At 40.1% G+C, this 18,390-nt stretch carries 17 protein-coding genes; 5 read left to right on the top strand and 12 right to left on the bottom strand.

Going from position 1 to position 18,390, the window contains the following annotated elements; genetic code table 11:
* Nucleotides 1-17 precede the first annotated feature (17 nt).
* Nucleotides 18-830, top strand: coding sequence for a septum site-determining protein MinD (gene minD, locus Q0V26_RS09950; protein ID WP_060996955.1), 813 nt, complete (start codon nt 18-20; stop codon nt 828-830).
* 6 nt (nt 831-836) lie between these two features.
* Nucleotides 837-1,100, top strand: coding sequence for a cell division topological specificity factor MinE (gene minE, locus Q0V26_RS09945; RefSeq protein WP_045026762.1), 264 nt, complete (start codon nt 837-839; stop codon nt 1,098-1,100).
* Between the two features lie 56 nt (nt 1,101-1,156).
* On the opposite strand, the gene rnd is transcribed toward minE, so the two are convergent.
* From rnd to Q0V26_RS09915, 6 genes are all read right to left on the bottom strand, one after another.
* Entirely contained in the window at nt 1,157-2,281 is a 1,125-nt protein-coding gene (gene rnd / locus Q0V26_RS09940; protein WP_297481382.1) for a ribonuclease D, read from the bottom strand.
* A 153-nt stretch (nt 2,282-2,434) separates the two neighbouring features.
* Nucleotides 2,435-4,126: a long-chain-fatty-acid--CoA ligase FadD gene (gene fadD, locus Q0V26_RS09935; protein WP_297481379.1), complete on the bottom strand. Its 1,692-nt coding sequence runs from the start codon at nt 4,124-4,126 to the stop codon at nt 2,435-2,437.
* Between the two features lie 155 nt (nt 4,127-4,281).
* Nucleotides 4,282-5,160 carry an alpha/beta hydrolase gene (locus Q0V26_RS09930; RefSeq protein ID WP_297481377.1) on the bottom strand — a complete coding sequence of 293 codons (879 nt, stop codon included), beginning with the start codon at nt 5,158-5,160 and terminating at the stop codon, nt 4,282-4,284.
* Between the two features lie 5 nt (nt 5,161-5,165).
* Nucleotides 5,166-5,726, bottom strand: coding sequence for a Slp family lipoprotein (locus tag Q0V26_RS09925; protein WP_297481374.1), 561 nt, complete (start codon nt 5,724-5,726; stop codon nt 5,166-5,168).
* Nucleotides 5,727-6,076: 350 nt separating this feature from the next.
* A complete protein-coding gene (gene tsaB / locus Q0V26_RS09920) occupies nt 6,077-6,778 on the bottom strand; it encodes a tRNA (adenosine(37)-N6)-threonylcarbamoyltransferase complex dimerization subunit type 1 TsaB (protein ID WP_297481372.1) in 702 nt (233 codons plus the stop codon).
* Nucleotides 6,779-8,737: an ATP-dependent DNA helicase gene (locus Q0V26_RS09915; protein WP_297481369.1), complete on the bottom strand. Its 1,959-nt coding sequence runs from the start codon at nt 8,735-8,737 to the stop codon at nt 6,779-6,781.
* Nucleotides 8,738-8,942: 205 nt separating this feature from the next.
* Here Q0V26_RS09915 and purU point away from each other — a divergent pair, with 205 nt between their 5' ends.
* The gene (gene purU, locus Q0V26_RS09910) at nt 8,943-9,776 is read left to right on the top strand and encodes a formyltetrahydrofolate deformylase (RefSeq protein ID WP_297481367.1); all 834 of its coding nucleotides are present in this window, start codon (nt 8,943-8,945) and stop codon (nt 9,774-9,776) included.
* 83 nt (nt 9,777-9,859) lie between these two features.
* Here the strand turns inward: purU and Q0V26_RS09905 are convergent, their stop codons facing one another.
* Nucleotides 9,860-10,444 carry a VOC family protein gene (locus Q0V26_RS09905; protein ID WP_297481364.1) on the bottom strand — a complete coding sequence of 195 codons (585 nt, stop codon included), beginning with the start codon at nt 10,442-10,444 and terminating at the stop codon, nt 9,860-9,862.
* 412 nt (nt 10,445-10,856) lie between these two features.
* On the opposite strand from Q0V26_RS09905, the gene argS reads away from it, so the two are divergent.
* On the top strand, nt 10,857-12,587 hold the full coding sequence (gene argS, locus Q0V26_RS09900) for an arginine--tRNA ligase (RefSeq protein WP_297481362.1): 1,731 nt from the start codon (nt 10,857-10,859) through the stop codon (nt 12,585-12,587).
* Nucleotides 12,588-12,710: 123 nt separating this feature from the next.
* Here the strand turns inward: argS and Q0V26_RS09895 are convergent, their stop codons facing one another.
* Entirely contained in the window at nt 12,711-13,316 is a 606-nt protein-coding gene (locus Q0V26_RS09895; protein ID WP_297481359.1) for a DUF924 family protein, read from the bottom strand.
* 171 nt (nt 13,317-13,487) lie between these two features.
* Here Q0V26_RS09895 and Q0V26_RS09890 point away from each other — a divergent pair, with 171 nt between their 5' ends.
* Nucleotides 13,488-13,922 carry an HIT family protein gene (locus Q0V26_RS09890; protein WP_297481358.1) on the top strand — a complete coding sequence of 145 codons (435 nt, stop codon included), beginning with the start codon at nt 13,488-13,490 and terminating at the stop codon, nt 13,920-13,922.
* 100 nt (nt 13,923-14,022) lie between these two features.
* Here Q0V26_RS09890 and Q0V26_RS09885 read toward each other — a convergent pair whose 3' ends face one another.
* The 4 genes from Q0V26_RS09885 to mepM all read right to left on the bottom strand — a co-directional run bounded on the left by Q0V26_RS09885 (nt 14,023) and on the right by mepM (nt 18,389).
* Nucleotides 14,023-14,265, bottom strand: a complete 243-nt coding sequence (locus Q0V26_RS09885; RefSeq protein ID WP_297481357.1) for a FeoC-like transcriptional regulator — start codon at nt 14,263-14,265, stop codon at nt 14,023-14,025.
* Complete coding sequence (feoB, locus tag Q0V26_RS09880; RefSeq protein ID WP_297481355.1) at nt 14,262-16,547, bottom strand: Fe(2+) transporter permease subunit FeoB; 2,286 nt, start codon at nt 16,545-16,547, stop codon at nt 14,262-14,264. Before feoB ends, Q0V26_RS09885 begins: the two co-directional genes overlap by 4 nt.
* Complete coding sequence (locus Q0V26_RS09875; RefSeq protein ID WP_065192682.1) at nt 16,547-16,774, bottom strand: FeoA family protein; 228 nt, start codon at nt 16,772-16,774, stop codon at nt 16,547-16,549. The genes feoB and Q0V26_RS09875 overlap by 1 nt, the downstream gene beginning before the upstream one ends.
* 253 nt (nt 16,775-17,027) lie before the next feature.
* Nucleotides 17,028-18,389: a murein DD-endopeptidase MepM gene (mepM, locus tag Q0V26_RS09870; protein WP_297481342.1), complete on the bottom strand. Its 1,362-nt coding sequence runs from the start codon at nt 18,387-18,389 to the stop codon at nt 17,028-17,030.
* Nucleotide 18,390: the final 1 nt, after the last annotated feature.

The raw sequence follows: 18,390 nt of genomic DNA, 5'->3' as shown, positions 1-18,390 counted from the left end.
AAGAAGGAATTGTGTAAATGGCACGAATTATCGTTGTTACCTCAGGTAAAGGCGGCGTTGGTAAAACAACATCAAGTGCTGCTCTTGCATCAGGTCTAGCACTGAGCGGTAAAAAAACTGCAGTTATCGATTTTGATATCGGCCTGCGTAACCTCGATCTCATTATGGGTTGTGAACGCCGTGTCGTTTATGATTTCGTTAATGTTATTAATGGCGAAGCAAATCTAAGTCAGGCGCTAATTAAAGATAAGCGTGTTGATAATTTGTTTGTATTGCCAGCATCACAAACACGCGACAAAGATGCATTGTCTCGTAATGGTGTTGAGAAAGTATTTAAAGAACTAGCAAAAATGGGATTCGATTTCATTATCTGTGATTCACCTGCTGGTATTGAAACTGGTGCCCTAATGGCGCTGTATTTTGCAGATGAAGCGATTGTAACCACGAACCCAGAAGTTTCTTCAGTTCGTGACTCCGACCGTATTCTCGGTATTCTAGATTCAAAGTCTCGCCGTGCAGAAAAAGGTCGTGAGCCAGTTAAGCAGCATCTACTACTAACACGTTACAATCCTACACGCGTTAATCAAGGTGAAATGCTAAGTGTACAAGATGTTGAAGAAATTCTTCACATTCCACTACTTGGTGTTATTCCAGAAAGCCAAGCAGTATTAAATGCATCCAATAAAGGTGAACCTGTTATCTTTGATAAAGGTTCCGATGCAGGACTAGCCTATGAAGACACAGTTGCTCGTCTACTTGGTGAAGAACGTCCTTTCCGTTTCTTAGAAGAAGAAAAGAAAGGCTTCCTAAAACGTCTATTTGGAGGCTAATTAACCATGGCCCTGCTCGAGTTTTTTCGTCCTAAAAGAGCGAAAACCGCAAATGTAGCAAAAGAACGGCTACAAATTATTGTTGCCGAAAGACGTAGTGCTGGACAAAAATCCCCAGCCTACCTTCCACAGCTAAAGCGCGATATTTTAGCTGTTATCAGTAAATATGTTCAAATCAATCCAGAGCATGTTTCAGTAAATCTAGACCATAACGGTGATGAGTTATCGGTACTAGAACTTAACGTCACTTTACCTGACGAAGAAAAATAAAAAAGCCCCGTTAAGTCTTGCTTAACGGGGCTTTTTATTCTCTATATAATACGCGCTTATTTGTCATCAAGTATGGCTAATGCTCGCGCTTCAAATAAAGGCTTTCGCCAGTTTTTAAGCATTTCAGGACGTTTTTCATCTGATCGTTGATGTTTCCATGCCCATGATAATAATTGATGGATCTGTTTTTTAGACGCTAAAAATTCAGGCGCTAATCCCGTTTTTAACTCAACATCTGTCACCACATCTTTTAAGCGCTTAACCATCTGCTTATAGCCTGGAAAATCGACCAAACGTTCGATTTTTTGCGGATAATCTTTAGAGTCAACCGCATCACAATCATGTACCATTTTCAATAAACGGTTACCATGACGCTGAATTTCCATCGGTTCAAAGCCTTCTTTTTCAAGCACTGAACGCGAAGTTATTTCTAAACGAGCCAATTTCCACAAATGTAATTCTTTAACGATAAAGTTAAGTGCAATATCTCGCTTTCTTGCTTCCCGAACACGCCAAGCTGCTGCCAGTTGTAATATCGCTAACTGTTTGGGTGTTAACTGCCAAGCATTTTTAATATCAAGATAGGCTTTATTTGGATCCAGCACTTTTGTTCTACGTAGCATGATCGCATTACATTCTTGTTGTAAAGCTTCCATATACCCGGCAGCTTCAACCTTTGCCAATAGCGTTTCATATAATGGTTTAAGGTAATGCACATCTGCAGCGGCATAATCTAACTGTTTGTCAGTCAATGGCCGGGCGAGCCAATTAGTACGAGCCTCACCTTTATCAAGCTCAACACCAACATACTCTTTAACTAAAGCACCAAACCCTGTTGAAATACCATGGCCTAAAAAAGCCGCCATAATTTGAGTATCAAGCATAGGTACAGGCAAACAACCCGCATGGTACTGGAATACTTCAAGATCTTCACCACAAGCATGAAGCACTTTAATCACAGACTGATCACGTAATAATGCCCATAACGGCTCCATGTCTTCGACATTAAGCGGATCAATCAGTGATAAATATTCGCCATCAAACAGTTGAATCAGACCTAAACGAGGGTAAAGCGTTCGCGTACGTACAAATTCAGTATCAAGCATAACAGCCGTATGCTGACGTGCTGACTCACACCGTAGGCGAAGCTGCTCAGTTGTTGTAACAATCTCGAAATTCACAATGTACCTTTTATGACAGAACGACCCCGTGTTAGAGCCAATTAAATATTTTATAGTAAAATGCCGGCATTAAAGCCGGCATTAGATACGTGCTAGCACAATCAGTTGCTATTATTTTATCAAACCAACATTTATTTTATGTCAATAAAAATACTACTTAGTGGTTTGCTGCGCTTTTTTATCTGACTCTTCACGTAAGACACGACGTAAAATTTTACCTACGTTAGTCTTTGGTAATTCATCCATAAATTCAACAATTTTAGGAATTTTATAGCCTGTTAAATGCTGCCGACAATGGGTAATTAATTCTTCACGCGTTAAACTATCATCACGCTTAACCACACAAAGTTTAACCACTTCGCCTGACACATCATGTGCTTGACCAATCGCAGCAACTTCTAACACTTTATCGTGCAATGCTACTACATCTTCAATTTCATTTGGATAAACGTTAAACCCAGACACAAGAATCATGTCTTTTTTACGATCAACAATATGCAAGAAGCCTTCATCATCAAATTTGACGATATCACCCGTTGAAAGCCAACCATCATCGGTTAACACTTCTTTGGTCGCTTCAGGGTGTTGCCAGTAGCCTTTCATAACCTGAGGACCACGTACTTGTAATTCACCCACTTGATCAATACCAACTACTTTGCCTTCATCATCAACCATACGCACTTCAGTTGATGGCACAGGTAAGCCAATAGATCCATTATAGTAAGTTAGATTATATGGGTAAGCCGCAACGAGTGGAGAACACTCAGTTAAGCCATAACCTTCAAGTAAATAGTTACCTGTAATATTTTGCCACTTTTCAGCAACCGCACGTTGAACAGCCATGCCACCACCAACAGAAAGGTGTAAATTACTAAAATCTAATTTATGGAAGTCTTTATTATTTACTAACGCATTAAATAATGTATTTACACCCGTAATAGCTGAAAATGGATAGCGTTGTAATTCTTTAATAAATGTTGGAATATCGCGCGGGTTAGTAATCAATAGATTTTGCCCCCCCATTTCCAACAATAATAGACAGTTAACGGTTAGTGCGAACACATGATACAGCGGCAGTGCGGTCACAATTAACTCACGCCCTTCCGTTAGCACAGGACCATAAGCCCCTTTCGCCTGCATAACGTTAGACACCATATTATGGTGAGTCAGAATCGCACCTTTAGCAACGCCTGTTGTACCACCCGTGTATTGCAAAAACGCCATGTCATCGCCAGTAATAAATGGCTTAACATATTGCATTCTACGCCCTTTTCGCAACGCAATACGCATCGAGGTTGCATGGGGCAAATGGTATGACGGTACCATTTTTTTAATGTATTTCACCACGAAGTTAACTAATGTTCCCTTTGGACGAGATAATTGATCACCAAGGCTGGTTAAAATAACATGCTTAACACAGGTTTTTTTAGCCACGGCTTCTAGCGTATGTGCGAAGTTAGACACGATAACAATCGCTTTTGCACCAGAATCATTAAGTTGGTGCTCTAATTCTCGCGGCGTATAAAGTGGATTAACATTTACTACAACGCAACCTGCACGCAAAATACCAAACAATGCAATTGGATATTGCAATAAGTTTGGCATCATGACAGCAACACGATCACCTTTTTGCAGTTTAAGCTCATTTTGTAAGTATGCAGCAAATGCACGGCTACGCTCTTCCAACTTACGGAAGGTCATGACCTGCCCCATGTTGATAAATGCCGTTTGATCTGCGTATTTACGTACGGATTGTTCAAACATGTCGACCAAAGATGAATATTCATCTGGGTTAATTTCTGCCGGTACATCTTCCGGATAGCGGCTAAGCCAAACCTTATCCACGTGCACTCTCCTTTATAATTAGACTGCGGTGCGCGCCTATCAATTTCACAAAACGGTAATGCTATAAATAATTACAACAACACTACCGCATATTTAATTTTGGATTAAAAATTGAACAATGGCCATAACTGTTGATGCCAAAGATAAACCAATAATTAATCTAACTGAGTGGGGAGAAAGGCTCGAATATGACGATAAACATCATTCGAACTTTGTAAATGACAGTGATGTCCCCCAAACACCATCACTTGTGTAAAATCGTTAATACCCCATCCATTAGCATCACATTGGCGTAATGTCGCGTAGCCGTCCTCACCGATAATCGATAATACAGGTGCTTGAATACTACTTAACAAAGCCTGTGCATGTTGTTGTGCCATTCGGTATAAAGAATCACAACGAAGACGAGGGTCATGACGCCAATACCAGCGTCCATCACGTTCAATTGTCGCTCTCTTGACGACGCTATCAAGTAACGAGGCAGGCAATCGATTTACGTTCGCACGAAGCGTCACAGCTTCTTCAAATGTCGCCATTGAACGCTGCTGTAAACGTTGTTGTTGTCGACGATAACGCTGTCGACTGATTATGCCCATTCGTAACCGCTCTGCTGCCATATGCGGAGGTTCAGTTAACGGTGACAATCCTTCAATTAATACAAGCCTATCGACATATTCAGGAAATATCGCGGCATAACATCCCGCAATGATAGCCCCGAGAGAATGACCGATAATATGTACTTTTTCAGGTTTAATTTGCGTAATCACTTGATGTAAATCATCAATATAATCAATAAAATAGTAATAATTATCGGCACTTTTATAATCGGATTTACCATGTCCAGGCCAATCAAATGCAATAACGTCATAATCAGCTATTAATAACGACCACAGTGATGCAAATGTAGCGGCATTATCTTGCCAACCATGTAATAACACTAATAAAGGTCTTGAGGTGCTCATTGCCGAAGTTATATCAATACTGCTATAAGCAGCAAGGTTATATTCTGCTAACGTTAGCGTTATCTCTTTCATGACGGTTATAGCACTACCCGCTCAACAATTCGGCCGTTAATTCCAAAATTAGACATCCTTAAACCATTATCCCATCGTCTACAATTACGTGAGTGACAAGGTTGACGCCTTCCATTTAGTAGTACCTGCTGCTGTACTTTCCATAATTGCTTCCCCGATACTTGCACCACAGGAAAGATATATGGGTGTTGCCCTATCTTTCCCAGCTCATCGCCAGAAAATTGTCCCGCAATAGTTAATAGACGACCTTTTGCATATTCAATTGGCTCTAAAAAACCATCAACATAGGCAATAAAACGTCCTTGAGGTTGTGTATGCAGTATTGGGCGACCATCAGTTGTTAATGGCATCGCAACTATTTCAATACGTGTTTGCTGCTGCTCATTACGAATCGAAGCAATAACACCACCAAGACGAACATCTTTACCTTGACTCGCCTGAGGGTGTTGAAGAATAACCATTAAATCAGTAATAGGATCTTTCGATTTCGTTATTAATGTTGCTGGCAGGTTCGCGCAGCCTACCATAAACACTAATATTCCCCCAAGAAATAGCTTACCAAACATCTAAAACCTCCACACATTTGTTTAATAACTCGACAAAAAATAACATATCTCACTACTTAATTCCTACCTCTAACAGGGATAGTACGTGATCTTATGTCATCAATAATACAAGCATTAAAATAACGAAAGAGAAAACGAATGCGGCAATAGCTAGCACTGACAATGGTATAGAAACACAAATAATTGCTATTCGGTATATAGAATTGTAGATGCCATAGTAGAAAAGAAAGTTATGCTTGATAGAATAATGGTATATAAAAGACGAAGAGTGATCAGTAAAACTATCACTCTTCGCCTTTTATTTACACGATGACATCAGTCATTACAGACAATGCAGATGCCGATTAATACTACTCACGGCCAGGCAATTTCTTCCATGTCACAGTATCACGTAAATAAACTGGACTTGCAGCCTCTGCTACAACGATTTCACCGCGAGCAAAAGCGTATTTAGCTAAATGCACCATATCTTGTGAATCAGGATAAAGCACACTACCTAATTGCGCTTGCAATGGTAATTGATTTAATAGTTCAGGGTACGCTTCCCAGCCTGTACCCGCTGTTAACCATGCATTGGTATCAGCTTGTACGTTCGCTAATAAAACATCAGGTGCAATTACTTGCTCATTGCCCAATAATAGCCAATCGCCATCAGCTTTACGCTGGTATTGCCCCCAGTAAAGCTCCCCCATGCGCGCATCAATCGCCGTCAATACATGATCAGCTTGATGCAAACGAAACGTACCTTGCGCCATAGCCGCTAAAGTAGATACCCCTATCATAGGTAAGTTAGCACCAAAGGCTAACCCTTGTGCAATACCGATACCAATACGAACACCGGTAAAGCTACCAGGACCACATCCATATGCTAATGCATCAAGCTGCTTTAGCTTTACGCCAGCGTCAGCAAGGACTGCATCAATCATAGGTAAAATTTTCGTCGTGTGCTCACGAGGAGCATATTCACAGCGAGAAATAACGTCATCGTCGATCATTAGCGCGACAGAACAGTTTTCAGTTGCAGTATCTACTGCCAGAATTTTGGTGCTCATTCAAGCCTCTGAATGTTGGGTCTCGTCAGTAACAGATAGATTCATATCCGTTAAACTCGACAAAAATTCGCTAACCCCTTCGACACTTCGCGTGCGTGGAATTGGCGGTAAACTTCTCAAAAATACAGCGCCATAAGCACGAGTGACTAAACGATTATCGCAAATCACTAATACCCCTTTATCTTGAGTATCACGAATTAAACGGCCGACACCTTGCTTTAAGGTGATCACAGCATCAGGTACTTGTACCTCAGCAAAGGGATCTCCTCCACGAAGGCGACAATCTTCAATACGTGCTTTTAATAATGGATCATCGGGTGCTGTAAACGGTAATTTGTCTATGATAACACAGCTAAGGGCTTGGCCTCTAACATCAATGCCTTCCCAAAACGCCCCCGTCGCAACTAATAATGCATTACCTCGTTCAAGGTATTCCGCTAACAGCTTTTGTTTACTGGTTTCACCTTGTGCTAGTACGGGTAAATCTAGTCGAGCACGAAAGCCTTCGGCAAGATCTCGTACCATTTGATGCGAGGTACACAAGAAGAAACAACGTCCATCATTAGCTTCAATGACCGGAGTTAACATCTCAACTAACTTATCTGCTAATCCATAACTATTAGGTTCAGGTAGATGCCGCGGCACACATAACAAAGCTTGAGTTGCATAATCAAAGGGGCTCTCTAATGAAAATTGTTGTTTCGGTTGCAGCCCTAAGCGGTGACTAAAATGGCTAAAATCATCATCAACAGCTAAGGTTGCTGAAGTAAAAATCCACGCCCCTTTCTGTTCAGTCATACGCTCACTGAACTTATCAGCCACAGATAACGGCGTAATATTTAAACTAAATTGTCGTGGCGTACACTCATACCAATACGAATACCCCATAATGCCGGTATCCATTACTCGTTTTAAGCGAGCTTTTAATAAAGTCGCTCGTTCAAAGGCCGAATCTAATAATTGACTACGCCCTAAGGCTAATTTAAGCACATCATAGATTAAATCAAGGGCATCATTAAGACGTACTAATTCACGTTGTACCGCAGGAGTTTTTGAAGCTTCACGCCAATTACCACGAAAACCGGGATCGCCCAAAATAATCCGCATTTCAAACGCCGCTTGTTGTAAACGAGCCGCTGCCTTTTGCAATTGGCGCATATCTTTCGCTTCAGTGCGATAGCCAATTTCAATATCTTTTGCTAATTCAATTAACTGTCGGCTCGATAGATTTTGACCAAAATATTGACTCGCAATATCAGGGATCTGATGGGCTTCATCAAAAATAAATACTTCAGCTTCAGGAATTAGCTCTCCAAAACCGGTTTCTTTAATGGCAAGATCCGCTAAGAAGAGATGATGGTTAACGACCACGATATCAGCTTCCATCGCTTTACGACGCGCTTTCACTACAAAGCAATCATCATAAGACGGACATTCTCTGCCAAGGCAATTATCGTTGGTCGAGGTGATCATCGGGATCACAGGGCTATCTTCAGCGATTTCTTCACATTCCCCCAGATCCCCTGTTTTAGAGGCTGATGACCACTGGCGGGTTTTAATCAATAAACTCAGCATTACCGGATCGGAATGTTCACCATGGCTTTCCGTGATCTGGCGGCTGAGGCGATCTACACATAAATAGTTTGAACGCCCTTTCAATAAAGCCACTTTTCCTGTAAATCCAAGTGCAGTTGCCATTAAGGGTAAGTCACGGTGAAATAATTGCTCTTGAAGGTTTTTTGACCCCGTACTGATGATGGCTTTTTTACTACTGACTAATGCTGGCACCAAATAGGCAAATGTTTTACCTGTTCCCGTCCCGGCCTCAACCACTAATTGTGATTGTTGTTTAATCGCATCAGCTACCGCTTTTGCCATATCAATTTGAGATTGTCGAGCTTGAAATCCGGGAATGGCTTTATCTAACGCACCACCAGCGGCAAAAAACTTAGCTATCATTCACTTCGCACTATTGGTTATTTATACAGTATCAATTGTTCTATTATGCCTATTTTATTACGCGACGACCAGCGGTGTAAGATGCTATTTCTCGATACTAAAACAGTGCCCATAAGAAACTATTTGACCCCAACACAGTATAAGCGTCATAGTGATAAATTATGATTTTAGACGGAGCATAGCGTTGCCGTCATCAGGAATAGACATGGAAAAGAAAACATTATTAACGGAATGCCCTGATAATATGGGGCTTATCTCCAAAATCACCAATATATGTCATAAACATCAGCTCAACATTATTAATAATAAAGAGTACGTTGATAACGCTAAAAACCATTTTTTCATGCGAACAGAGTTAGAAGGCTATTTTAATGATGAGACGTTACTGGCTGATCTAGACCGCGCATTACCTGTGGGGAGTAAGCGTCGATTAATTAGCTCTGAGCGTAAGAAAGTCGTTATCATGGTGACCAAAGAAGCCCATTGTTTAGGCGATATTTTGGTTAAAACCTTTGATGGGTCGCTAGATATAGATATTGCAGCAGTAGTAGGTAACTACGATAAACTACAAAATTTAACCGAAAAATTTGATGTGCCATTTCACCATGTTTGCCATGAAGGGCTTACACGCGAGCAGCATGAAACAAAATTACTTGCAGCAGTACAACAGTATTCACCTAACTATGTCGTACTAGCAAAATACATGCGTATTCTCACGCCTAATTTTGTCGCACAATTTCCGCATAAGATTATTAATATTCATCACAGCTTTCTACCCGCATTTATCGGTGCAAAGCCTTACCAGCAAGCTTTTGAACGGGGTGTAAAAATCATTGGTGCGACAGCTCACTTTGTTACCAACGATCTTGATGAAGGCCAAATCATTACCCAAAACGTAATTCCAGTTGATCATTCGTTCAGTGCCGAAGAGATGGCAAAATCTGGCCGTGATGTTGAAAAATCAGTATTGAGCAAAGCGCTTGGTTTAGTGGTCGATGACCGCGTATTTGTTCACGGCAATCGCACTGTGATTCTTTAAAAATAATAACTGATTTATACATGCCACAGCTTGATTTAGCCGTGGCATTTTTTTCGCTTAATTTAGCGTAACAAAATACATGACTACTCTTTTTCGCTCGCAATCACTGCCGCTAAAGAATGTGAATGTAATTTTATGCATATATTATCTTTTTTAAACGCATAGGTTGGATTAGGTAAGCGTTCATGCTCACCAGCAGGAGAACTCGCTTTAACTTTAATTCCCTTGTCAGCCAACAGCTGCCAATGTAACGCTGGAAATATTGAATTAATCGACTGTTCTAATTGTTCCAATGACATCGCGTTTCCGGGAATAACAAACTCGACATGCTCCCAGCCTTGTTGTGGATAGACTTTATCACTTGGGTAAGGTAACTCTAACGCTTCAATCGTCCACTCCCCGACTTGCAGTGGAGTATCAAAACCAATCACCACAATCGGACGTCCATTAATAATAGCCTTTGACCATTCAGTTCCATACGCTAACCACGCCTGATGAAGCTCTAGTGCAATATTCTGAGAATTAACCCTTAATGCAATATGATCTGCTGCATACGATGAGAGTGATATACCGATTTCATCAGCTAAACAAATAACGCGGTTCATAAAAGCGGGTAAATCAGCTAACATTTGCTCTGGGTGTAATCCTAATTGTTTCAGATTTTGCATTTTGCACCTCCAACCACGTAACATTTAATAAACAACAGCATAATTACTCACACTTTTCGCATTATCAAGAACTAAAATACCATTAGAGAGCCCTTATCAGGGCTGAATTTTGGCTTTATTTTAGTCTATTTTAAAAACTTTAAAAAAAATTGCCTACAATCTCTTTTTCCAGTTGCCAAAGTACCTAACTATGTGGGTATTATTAGGGTAACGCATGCTGCTTATTCAAGATATTGGTGTTTATATTAAATTAACACTACCATCAAAAAATACTCACGTAGCTTTGGTCGCTTTTTAGTTCAGCAAAAAACACTTTAGCTCCGTGAGTATTTTTAACGGCATATCTTGCTATCTGCAGAAGTTTTTGCCACATATTTATGATTGGCGTTACAAACGATTTAAGGAACAGCGAGTGAATATTCAAGCACTTATTAATAATAAAGTATCACAAGCATTAGAAGCCGCAGGCGCACCAGCAGGTAGCCCAGCAGCAGTTCGTCAGTCAGCAAAAGCACAGTTTGGTGATTACCAAGCAAACGGTGTAATGGGCGTTGCTAAAAAACTGGGTATGAACCCACGTGAATTTGCTCAAAAAGTTATCGACTGCCTAGAACTAGATGGTATTGCTGAAAAAGTTGAAATTGCAGGCCCTGGCTTTATTAACATTTTCCTAGATAAAGCATGGTTAGCCGCTCGCGGTGAAGAAGCGCTAGCAAGTGATCGTCTAGCCGTTAACACTGATGAAGCACAAACAATTGTTGTTGACTACTCAGCGCCTAACGTAGCAAAAGAAATGCACGTCGGTCACCTACGTTCAACTATCATCGGTGATGCTGTTGTACGTACTCTAGAGTTTTTAGGTCACAATGTTATTCGTGCTAACCACCTTGGTGACTGGGGTACCCAATTCGGTATGCTAATCGCTAATATGGAGCGAAAAGAGAAAGAAGGTAGCGATGTTTCAATGAACATCAGCGATCTTGAAGGCTTCTACCGTGAATCAAAAGTACTTTATGATGAAGACGAAGAGTTTGGTGTAACTGCACGTAACTTCGTTGTTCGTCTGCAAAGCGGTGATGAATACTGCCTTGAGAAATGGCGTCAACTTGTTGCTATCACACTGAAGCAAAACCAACGTAACTACGATCGTCTAAGTGTATCTCTAACAGATGCAAACGTAATGGGCGAATCAATGTACAACGATATGCTTGCACCTGTTGTTGCTGATCTTAAACAAAAAGGTCTTGCTGTAGAAAGCGACGGCGCAACAGTTGTATTCCTTGACGAATACAAGAATAAAGATGGCGACCCTATGGGCGTTATCATTCAAAAGCGTGATGGTGGTTACCTATACACTACAACCGATATTGCTTGTGCTAAATACCGTTACGAGCAACTTCATGCAGACCGTGTTCTTTACTTTATCGACTCACGTCAGCACCAACACCTAATGATGGCTTGGTCTATCGTACGTAAAGCAGGTTATGTGCCTGAAGAAGTTTCTTTAGAGCACCACGCATTTGGTATGATGCTAGGTAAAGACGGTCGTCCATTTAAGACTCGTGCTGGTGGTACTGTACGTCTTGCTGATCTTCTTGATGAAGCAGAAGAGCGTGCAAACAAGCTAATCGAAGAAAAGAACCCTGAGCTAAGTGCTGAAGAAAAAGCAAAAATTGCTACAACAGTTGCAATGGCTGCGGTTAAGTACTCTGATCTTTCTAAGCACCGTACCACAGATTACATCTTCGATTGGGACAACATGCTAGCATTTGAAGGTAATACAGCACCTTACATGCAGTATGCATACACTCGTGTTGCGTCTATCTTCAAGCGTGCAAACATTGAACTTAAAGATCTAACATGCCCTATCGTTATCAATGACGAAAAAGAGCAAGTGTTACTATCTAAGTTACTTCAATTTGAAGAAGCCGTTCAATCTGTAGCTCGTGAAGGTCAACCACACCTAATGTGTACTTACCTGTTTGAACTTGCAGGTCTGTTCTCTAGCTTCTACGAAGCATGTCCAATTCTTAACGCTGAAGAAGCTGTTAAGCAAAGCCGCTTGAAGTTAGCACTACTTACAGCTAACACCATCAAGAAAGGCTTGGATCTTCTTGGTATCGAAACACTAGAGCGTATGTAATTACACTTTATTGTGATAGCTACTTATTGCACTAGTGACTTATTGTAGTAGCGACATAACAAAAAGCCTTCATTCGTGAAGGCTTTTTTAATGGTATTTATATTAAAGTACTTATATTAAAAATTATTGTCCAAATCGTAAACCACCATCATGTAACCATGTAAGCTCTTTCTTAGTAGATAACCGCCCTTTCACTGCATTTCGATGCGGAAAACGTCCAAACTCTTTAATTACATCTAAATGACTATTCGCATATTCATAAAAGCTATCAAACACTGCAGCGTTCTCTGGCTGAACAATTTTACGCAATAAATCAAATCGAAACACACTCTCTTCTTGATCTTCTAAATCTTCTGAATGCTCTAATGGTAAATAAAAAAACACCCGTTCAATTGCTGCAAGTTCAGCATCTTGATTAAGGGCTAAGCCCCGCTTACAAATAGCCAACGCTAATAAATCATAACGAAAAGCAGCATTTAATCCGCGGTAAATATTACGTGGAAATTGATCTAATAAAATAATTAAGGCAAGCCGACCCTGCGCGGTATCGCTCCAATGATTAAGTTCACCATTGCCCGCCTGACTTACCCAGCGTTGAAACTTAGAGATAATCTCAGCATCAACCTCAGCGCCACCTAAAAACCACAGTGCATGTTTGTTATTACGGGTCACTTCACCGTCTAGCTCACCAAACCAGTAATCAAGAATAAATTGATACTCAGCTACCATTTAAGCCCCCCATTAATATACACTTCAGCAACGTTTTTATTGGATAATCATTATCTATAAAGTAACAATCACGTATACCCAAAGGATAATACCAATTACGCTAAATTAAGCTTACTATAATAAATATTGCTCAAGCTTGTGAGCTAGAATCTACTGTTAAGGAATAATTACATGAGTTTCACTCTTCATCCGCAATTAATGGCAGATACAACCATACTTGGCGATTTGCCTTTATCACGAGTATTGCTTGCTAAAGAAGCCCTTGGCCCATGGCTAATTTTAGTTCCACGCTATGAATCACTACGTGAAATTCATTATTTATCCGAACAAGATCAACAGCAACTAATGCGTGAATCATCTGCAGTTGCTGCCTTATTAGAGCAAGACTATCAGGCTGAAAAGATTAATATTGGTGCGTTAGGTAACCTCGTGCCTCAGCTTCATCTTCATCATATTGCGCGTTTTAGTGATGATGTTGCATGGCCGGGTCCTATTTGGGGTAATACTAAAGGTATTAAACGTAGCGAAGAAGTACAGCAAGCATTGGCTGAAGAATTGCGTCAAGAGTTGACAAATATTACAGGCTTTAGTGTTATTAATGCTTAGTATTCTAACTCCGGCTATTAATTGTACTTTTACATTAAGTGTTATTTGATATAAAAAAAAGCAGCTCGTAGGCTGCTTTTTTGATGGACGCTCGCGATTATTAGCGCATCACTGTGACAGATAATTCATTTACCGCTAAACAGCGATACCACACATCTTTCGCTGTTTGACAACATTGCGTGCTATCACAGCCAACTAATTCCTTGCCTATAGTTCCTTTACGAATCCAAACAGCAAGCATGGCATCAACACCATCTTCAGACATACCAAAATGCAATGAAAGCTGTTTACGGCTTACTCGCCCATTATCTGTAATATACTGTTTTAATTTTTGTAAAATCATTCAAACAATAATCCTTCTAAATGAGACTGCTTTTTACCTTGTCGCTTAAGTAAGAAGTAAATTCCGACATTAATGACAATAAAGAATGCAATCCAAAACGAACTACTGGCTGGATGCACGGCAAAATCAGCAATTTGATAGAACAATGAAGCAAAAGTATATGCCAGTAACATTGTCCAACCAGCAATAAAGCCAGCAAATTTCTTACCAAACTCACGTACATATGCACCCATTGCTGCCGCACATGGTGTATAAAGCAGAATGAAGATTAGGTACGACATGGCTGCAGCACCACTCACAAAGCGTGATTGAATATTGCCGTAAACCGATTGATCAACACCTTGCTCTTCAGCAACCGCAGTTTGGTTCTCAAGACTACCCACCTCAATACCCAAAGGATCACTAAAGCTTAATGCTGCTAGATTATCACCAATAGAGGCAACGGCTTCTTTTAAGCTACTAACAAGATCGTACTCTTCGTTACCACCATCAAGGGCTGGTGCATACAAACTATTTAACGTACCAACGACCGCTTCTTTAGCAAAAATACCGGTAATAATACCCACTGTTGCAGGCCAGTTATCGGCTTTAACACCAATAGGTTCTAAGACAGGAGTGACAACTTGTGCTGCATGCGATAACACAGATTTTGATGTATCTTCATTACCAAATGAACCATCAGTACCGAGTGAGTTAAAGAAACTTAAAATAGTTACTACAACCACAATTGTTTTACCAGCACCAAATACAAAACGCTTCAGCTTCTGCCATGTTTTAATGACAACGTTACGCATTGTTGGTAATTCATAGTTTGGCATTTCCATGATAAAGCTATCGCTAGCACCAGGGTAAAGCGTATTACGTAGAATCAAACCGGTCATAACAGCAGCTGCAATACCTAAAATATACAGTGCAAAAACAACGTTTTGGCCATTATCAGGAAAGAATGCTGCAGCAAATAAAGCATATACAGGTAAGCGAGCGCCACATGACATAAACGGGGCCATTGCTGCAGCTAGTTTACGTTCACGTTCTTGTTCTAAAGTACGTGTTGCCATAATAGCCGGAACGTTACAACCAAAACCAAGCACTAACGGAACAAATGCTTTACCTGGTAAACCGACTTTTTGCATGACTTTATCAAGTACAAAAGCCGCACGTGCCATATAACCTGAGCTTTCCAATACAGCAAGAAACAGGTATAAACAGGCAATCACTGGAATAAATGTCGCAACAGTTTGAATACCACCGCCAATACCATTCGCAATAATCGTTACTAACCATACAGGTAAATGGTTATCTAATAGATAGTGACCACCATCAACTAAAATAGCACCAAAGCTAATATCAAAGAAGTCAATAAATGCGCTGCCCACGTTAATAGCAAACATGAACATCACATACATTACCAAGAAGAAAAATGGGATACCAATAGCACGATGTAATAACACGCGGTCAATTTTATCGGTGAGGCTATTGCTCAAACGGCCTTCTTGGCGACGTACTTTCTGACATAATTGATGCAAAAAAGTGTATCTAACATCTGCAACTTGAATATCAGGATCAACTAAATCCAACATTTGTTGACGAATAGCACACGCTTGCTGCTTATTTTCTTCAGACAATGTGTGAATAACTAGCGTGTCATTTTCTAATACGCGAATTGATTGCGCGCGAGAATTTAACGTATCATCATGAATAAATAACGGTTTTAATTTATCCACAGTCGCTTCAAAATCATCGCCATAATCAAGTGAAAAGTCTGAAACAACAATGCCTTGAATCAGCATTTTATGCAATTTAGATTTAAATTCGCCAATACGTTCCATGTTATTTGCAGATAATGCGATAACAGGACAACCTAGCGCTTTTTCTAAAGCTTTAAGGTCTAATACTTGTTGTTGACGTTTCAACACATCCATCTTATTAAGTACAACCACCATTGGCCGACCTAATTCACGCAATTGCAACGTCATGTATAAACTACGTTCAAGCGATGATGCATCAACAACGTTAATAATAATATCTGCAGGTGTTGTCAAAATCGCGCGCGATGCAATTGCTTCATCAATACTATTGGCATCATTCGCACTATCAAGGTTATAAATGCCTGGAAGATCAGTAAGAGAAAAATCATCACCATTATGTTGGTAACGACCAGTCTTCTTTTCAACAGTAACACCAGCCCAATTACCTACCTGCTGTTTTGAACCTGTTAATCCATTAAACAATGTCGTTTTACCGCTATTGGGATTACCAACGGTAAGAATGTCATATTGCATTATTTAACCTCTACTTCTATATCTTCAGCAATTTTTTTACGAAGCGCAATATCAACACCACGCACTCGAACCTGAAGTGGATCCCCTAATGGTGCTAAACGAACAACAGTAATTTCTGTATGCGGTAGTAACCCCATAACCATTAATTTTTTACGCGTTACAGCTGGCAACGCAGACATATTAATCACTGTACCGCTGTGACCACACGACATCTCTGACAGTTTCATAGCTAAACGGCTACCTTAATAAGAATTATTTTCATTACGATATAGGGGATTTTACACTTTGATACGAAATTAGTCTTGTCTTAAATCAATTATTTCATGCCTGTTTTAAATAAAGGTTTTCAACTAGCAAATAAACATTTAACAATACAAATAACCACTAAAATATCAAATAACAGCTAATACATTCAAAAATCAGCAAGCAAAAAAAAACGCACCTTTCGATACGCTTTCAGAACAACCATTACTGTCTCTATTAACTCGACATTTTTGTACTTAATTGTTTTTTATACGCTTTAACATTACGCATAAATTGAGTACGCGTGCTACCTCTTAATGGTGCAGCTTGTGGTAGAGGTACTTTCATTGCATTAACCGGACGACCATTTTTAATTAATTCGAAATGGAGGTGTGGACCCGTTGAACGCCCAGTATTACCACTTTTGGCAATACGCTGTCCCATTTTAACTTTATCACCCACTTTGACTTGACGTTTACTCAAATGTAAATAACGGGTCATGTGTTCTCGCCCATGCTTAATAACAATGTAATTGCCTGCAAGTGGATGATAACGAGACTTCACCACTACGCCATCACCAGCCGCCAAAATAGTGGTTCCAACAGGCACCGCAAAATCAGTACCGTTATGTGGGGAACGACGTTTAGTAATAGGGTGTAAACGATTTGGGTTAAATGAAGAGCTAATGCGATATGAACGCAACAATGGGATCCGCTTAAAACCACGGTTTAAACTGCGTGCATTTTGATCATAAAATTGGTCGTCTGCACCACGAGCAATAAATATAGAACGCCCTCGGCGCTGACTTTTATAGTAAAAGGCATTGATTTTACCTTTACTCACCGCCTTACCATCGATAAATTCACGATCTAATACCGCCCCAAATGAATCACCTTTACGTGCATCACGACTAAGATTCATTTTCCATTGTAATGCTTTTACTACACTACCAATTTGAGTAGGGGTTAACCCTGCAGCACGTGCAGAATTATAAAAACTACCAGAGACTCGTCCAGTTAATGTTACAGGCTTAATATCACCTTTTTGTTGAACTTCCTTATAGGTATAGCCTTTTTTAGTCAGGGTATAAGTATCGGTCACTTTTTTACTACGAATAATACTTAACGATGTTAATTTACCATCGGTATTAACTTCCCATTCTAATGTTTGTCCAACGCGTAACTGTTGTACTGATTTATTCGCATCAATTAAACGGTACATTTCTGAAATAGGTAAACCGTATTGAGAGAAAATAATCCCTAATGTTTCCCCTGATGCTACGCGGTGTTTAGATTCTATTTCAGCGTGAGCTTGAACTAATTGTTGTTCAATTTCATCTTTAGGCGCTTGAAATTGAGGATCATTTTGATCTAAGGATGCCCCCATCGGCTCACTATCCGATTCTAATTCTTCAGAGTGAGTGAGATTAATAGGTACAGCAACAGGTGCTGTTTTTTTTAAGCTGGGGAAATGTATTGCATGTTTAGATGGCTGCCATGCAATAGCAGCCACCATCAAAATTGTAGTTGAAAATAACGCAATTTTATGCTGCAACGGCAACATCTTTAAAGATGCTACCGCAGCGATATAATATTTCATG

The organism is uncultured Photobacterium sp. (assembly GCF_947039875.1).
Lineage (GTDB): Bacteria > Pseudomonadota > Gammaproteobacteria > Enterobacterales > Vibrionaceae > Photobacterium.
This window is presented reverse-complemented; position numbering and strand designations above follow the sequence as displayed.

Bases quoted from the DNA above. Each gene is read 5' to 3' on its own strand.
- tsaB (WP_297481372.1), bottom strand. From the start codon at position 6,778: ATGAGCACCAAAATTCTGGCAGTAGATACTGCAACTGAAAACTGTTCT.
- minE (WP_045026762.1), top strand. From the start codon at position 837: ATGGCCCTGCTCGAGTTTTTTCGTCCTAAAAGAGCGAAAACCGCAAAT.
- purU (WP_297481367.1), top strand. From the start codon at position 8,943: ATGGAAAAGAAAACATTATTAACGGAATGCCCTGATAATATGGGGCTT.
- Q0V26_RS09875 (WP_065192682.1), bottom strand. From the start codon at position 16,774: ATGAAACTGTCAGAGATGTCGTGTGGTCACAGCGGTACAGTGATTAAT.
- Q0V26_RS09925 (WP_297481374.1), bottom strand. From the start codon at position 5,726: ATGTTTGGTAAGCTATTTCTTGGGGGAATATTAGTGTTTATGGTAGGC.
- feoB (WP_297481355.1), bottom strand. From the start codon at position 16,547: ATGCAATATGACATTCTTACCGTTGGTAATCCCAATAGCGGTAAAACG.
- minD (WP_060996955.1), top strand. From the start codon at position 18: ATGGCACGAATTATCGTTGTTACCTCAGGTAAAGGCGGCGTTGGTAAA.
- Q0V26_RS09895 (WP_297481359.1), bottom strand. From the start codon at position 13,316: ATGGTAGCTGAGTATCAATTTATTCTTGATTACTGGTTTGGTGAGCTA.
- Q0V26_RS09905 (WP_297481364.1), bottom strand. From the start codon at position 10,444: ATGCAAAATCTGAAACAATTAGGATTACACCCAGAGCAAATGTTAGCT.
- Q0V26_RS09915 (WP_297481369.1), bottom strand. From the start codon at position 8,737: ATGATAGCTAAGTTTTTTGCCGCTGGTGGTGCGTTAGATAAAGCCATT.
- Q0V26_RS09890 (WP_297481358.1), top strand. From the start codon at position 13,488: ATGAGTTTCACTCTTCATCCGCAATTAATGGCAGATACAACCATACTT.
- mepM (WP_297481342.1), bottom strand. From the start codon at position 18,389: ATGAAATATTATATCGCTGCGGTAGCATCTTTAAAGATGTTGCCGTTG.
- Q0V26_RS09885 (WP_297481357.1), bottom strand. From the start codon at position 14,265: ATGATTTTACAAAAATTAAAACAGTATATTACAGATAATGGGCGAGTA.
- Q0V26_RS09930 (WP_297481377.1), bottom strand. From the start codon at position 5,160: ATGAAAGAGATAACGCTAACGTTAGCAGAATATAACCTTGCTGCTTAT.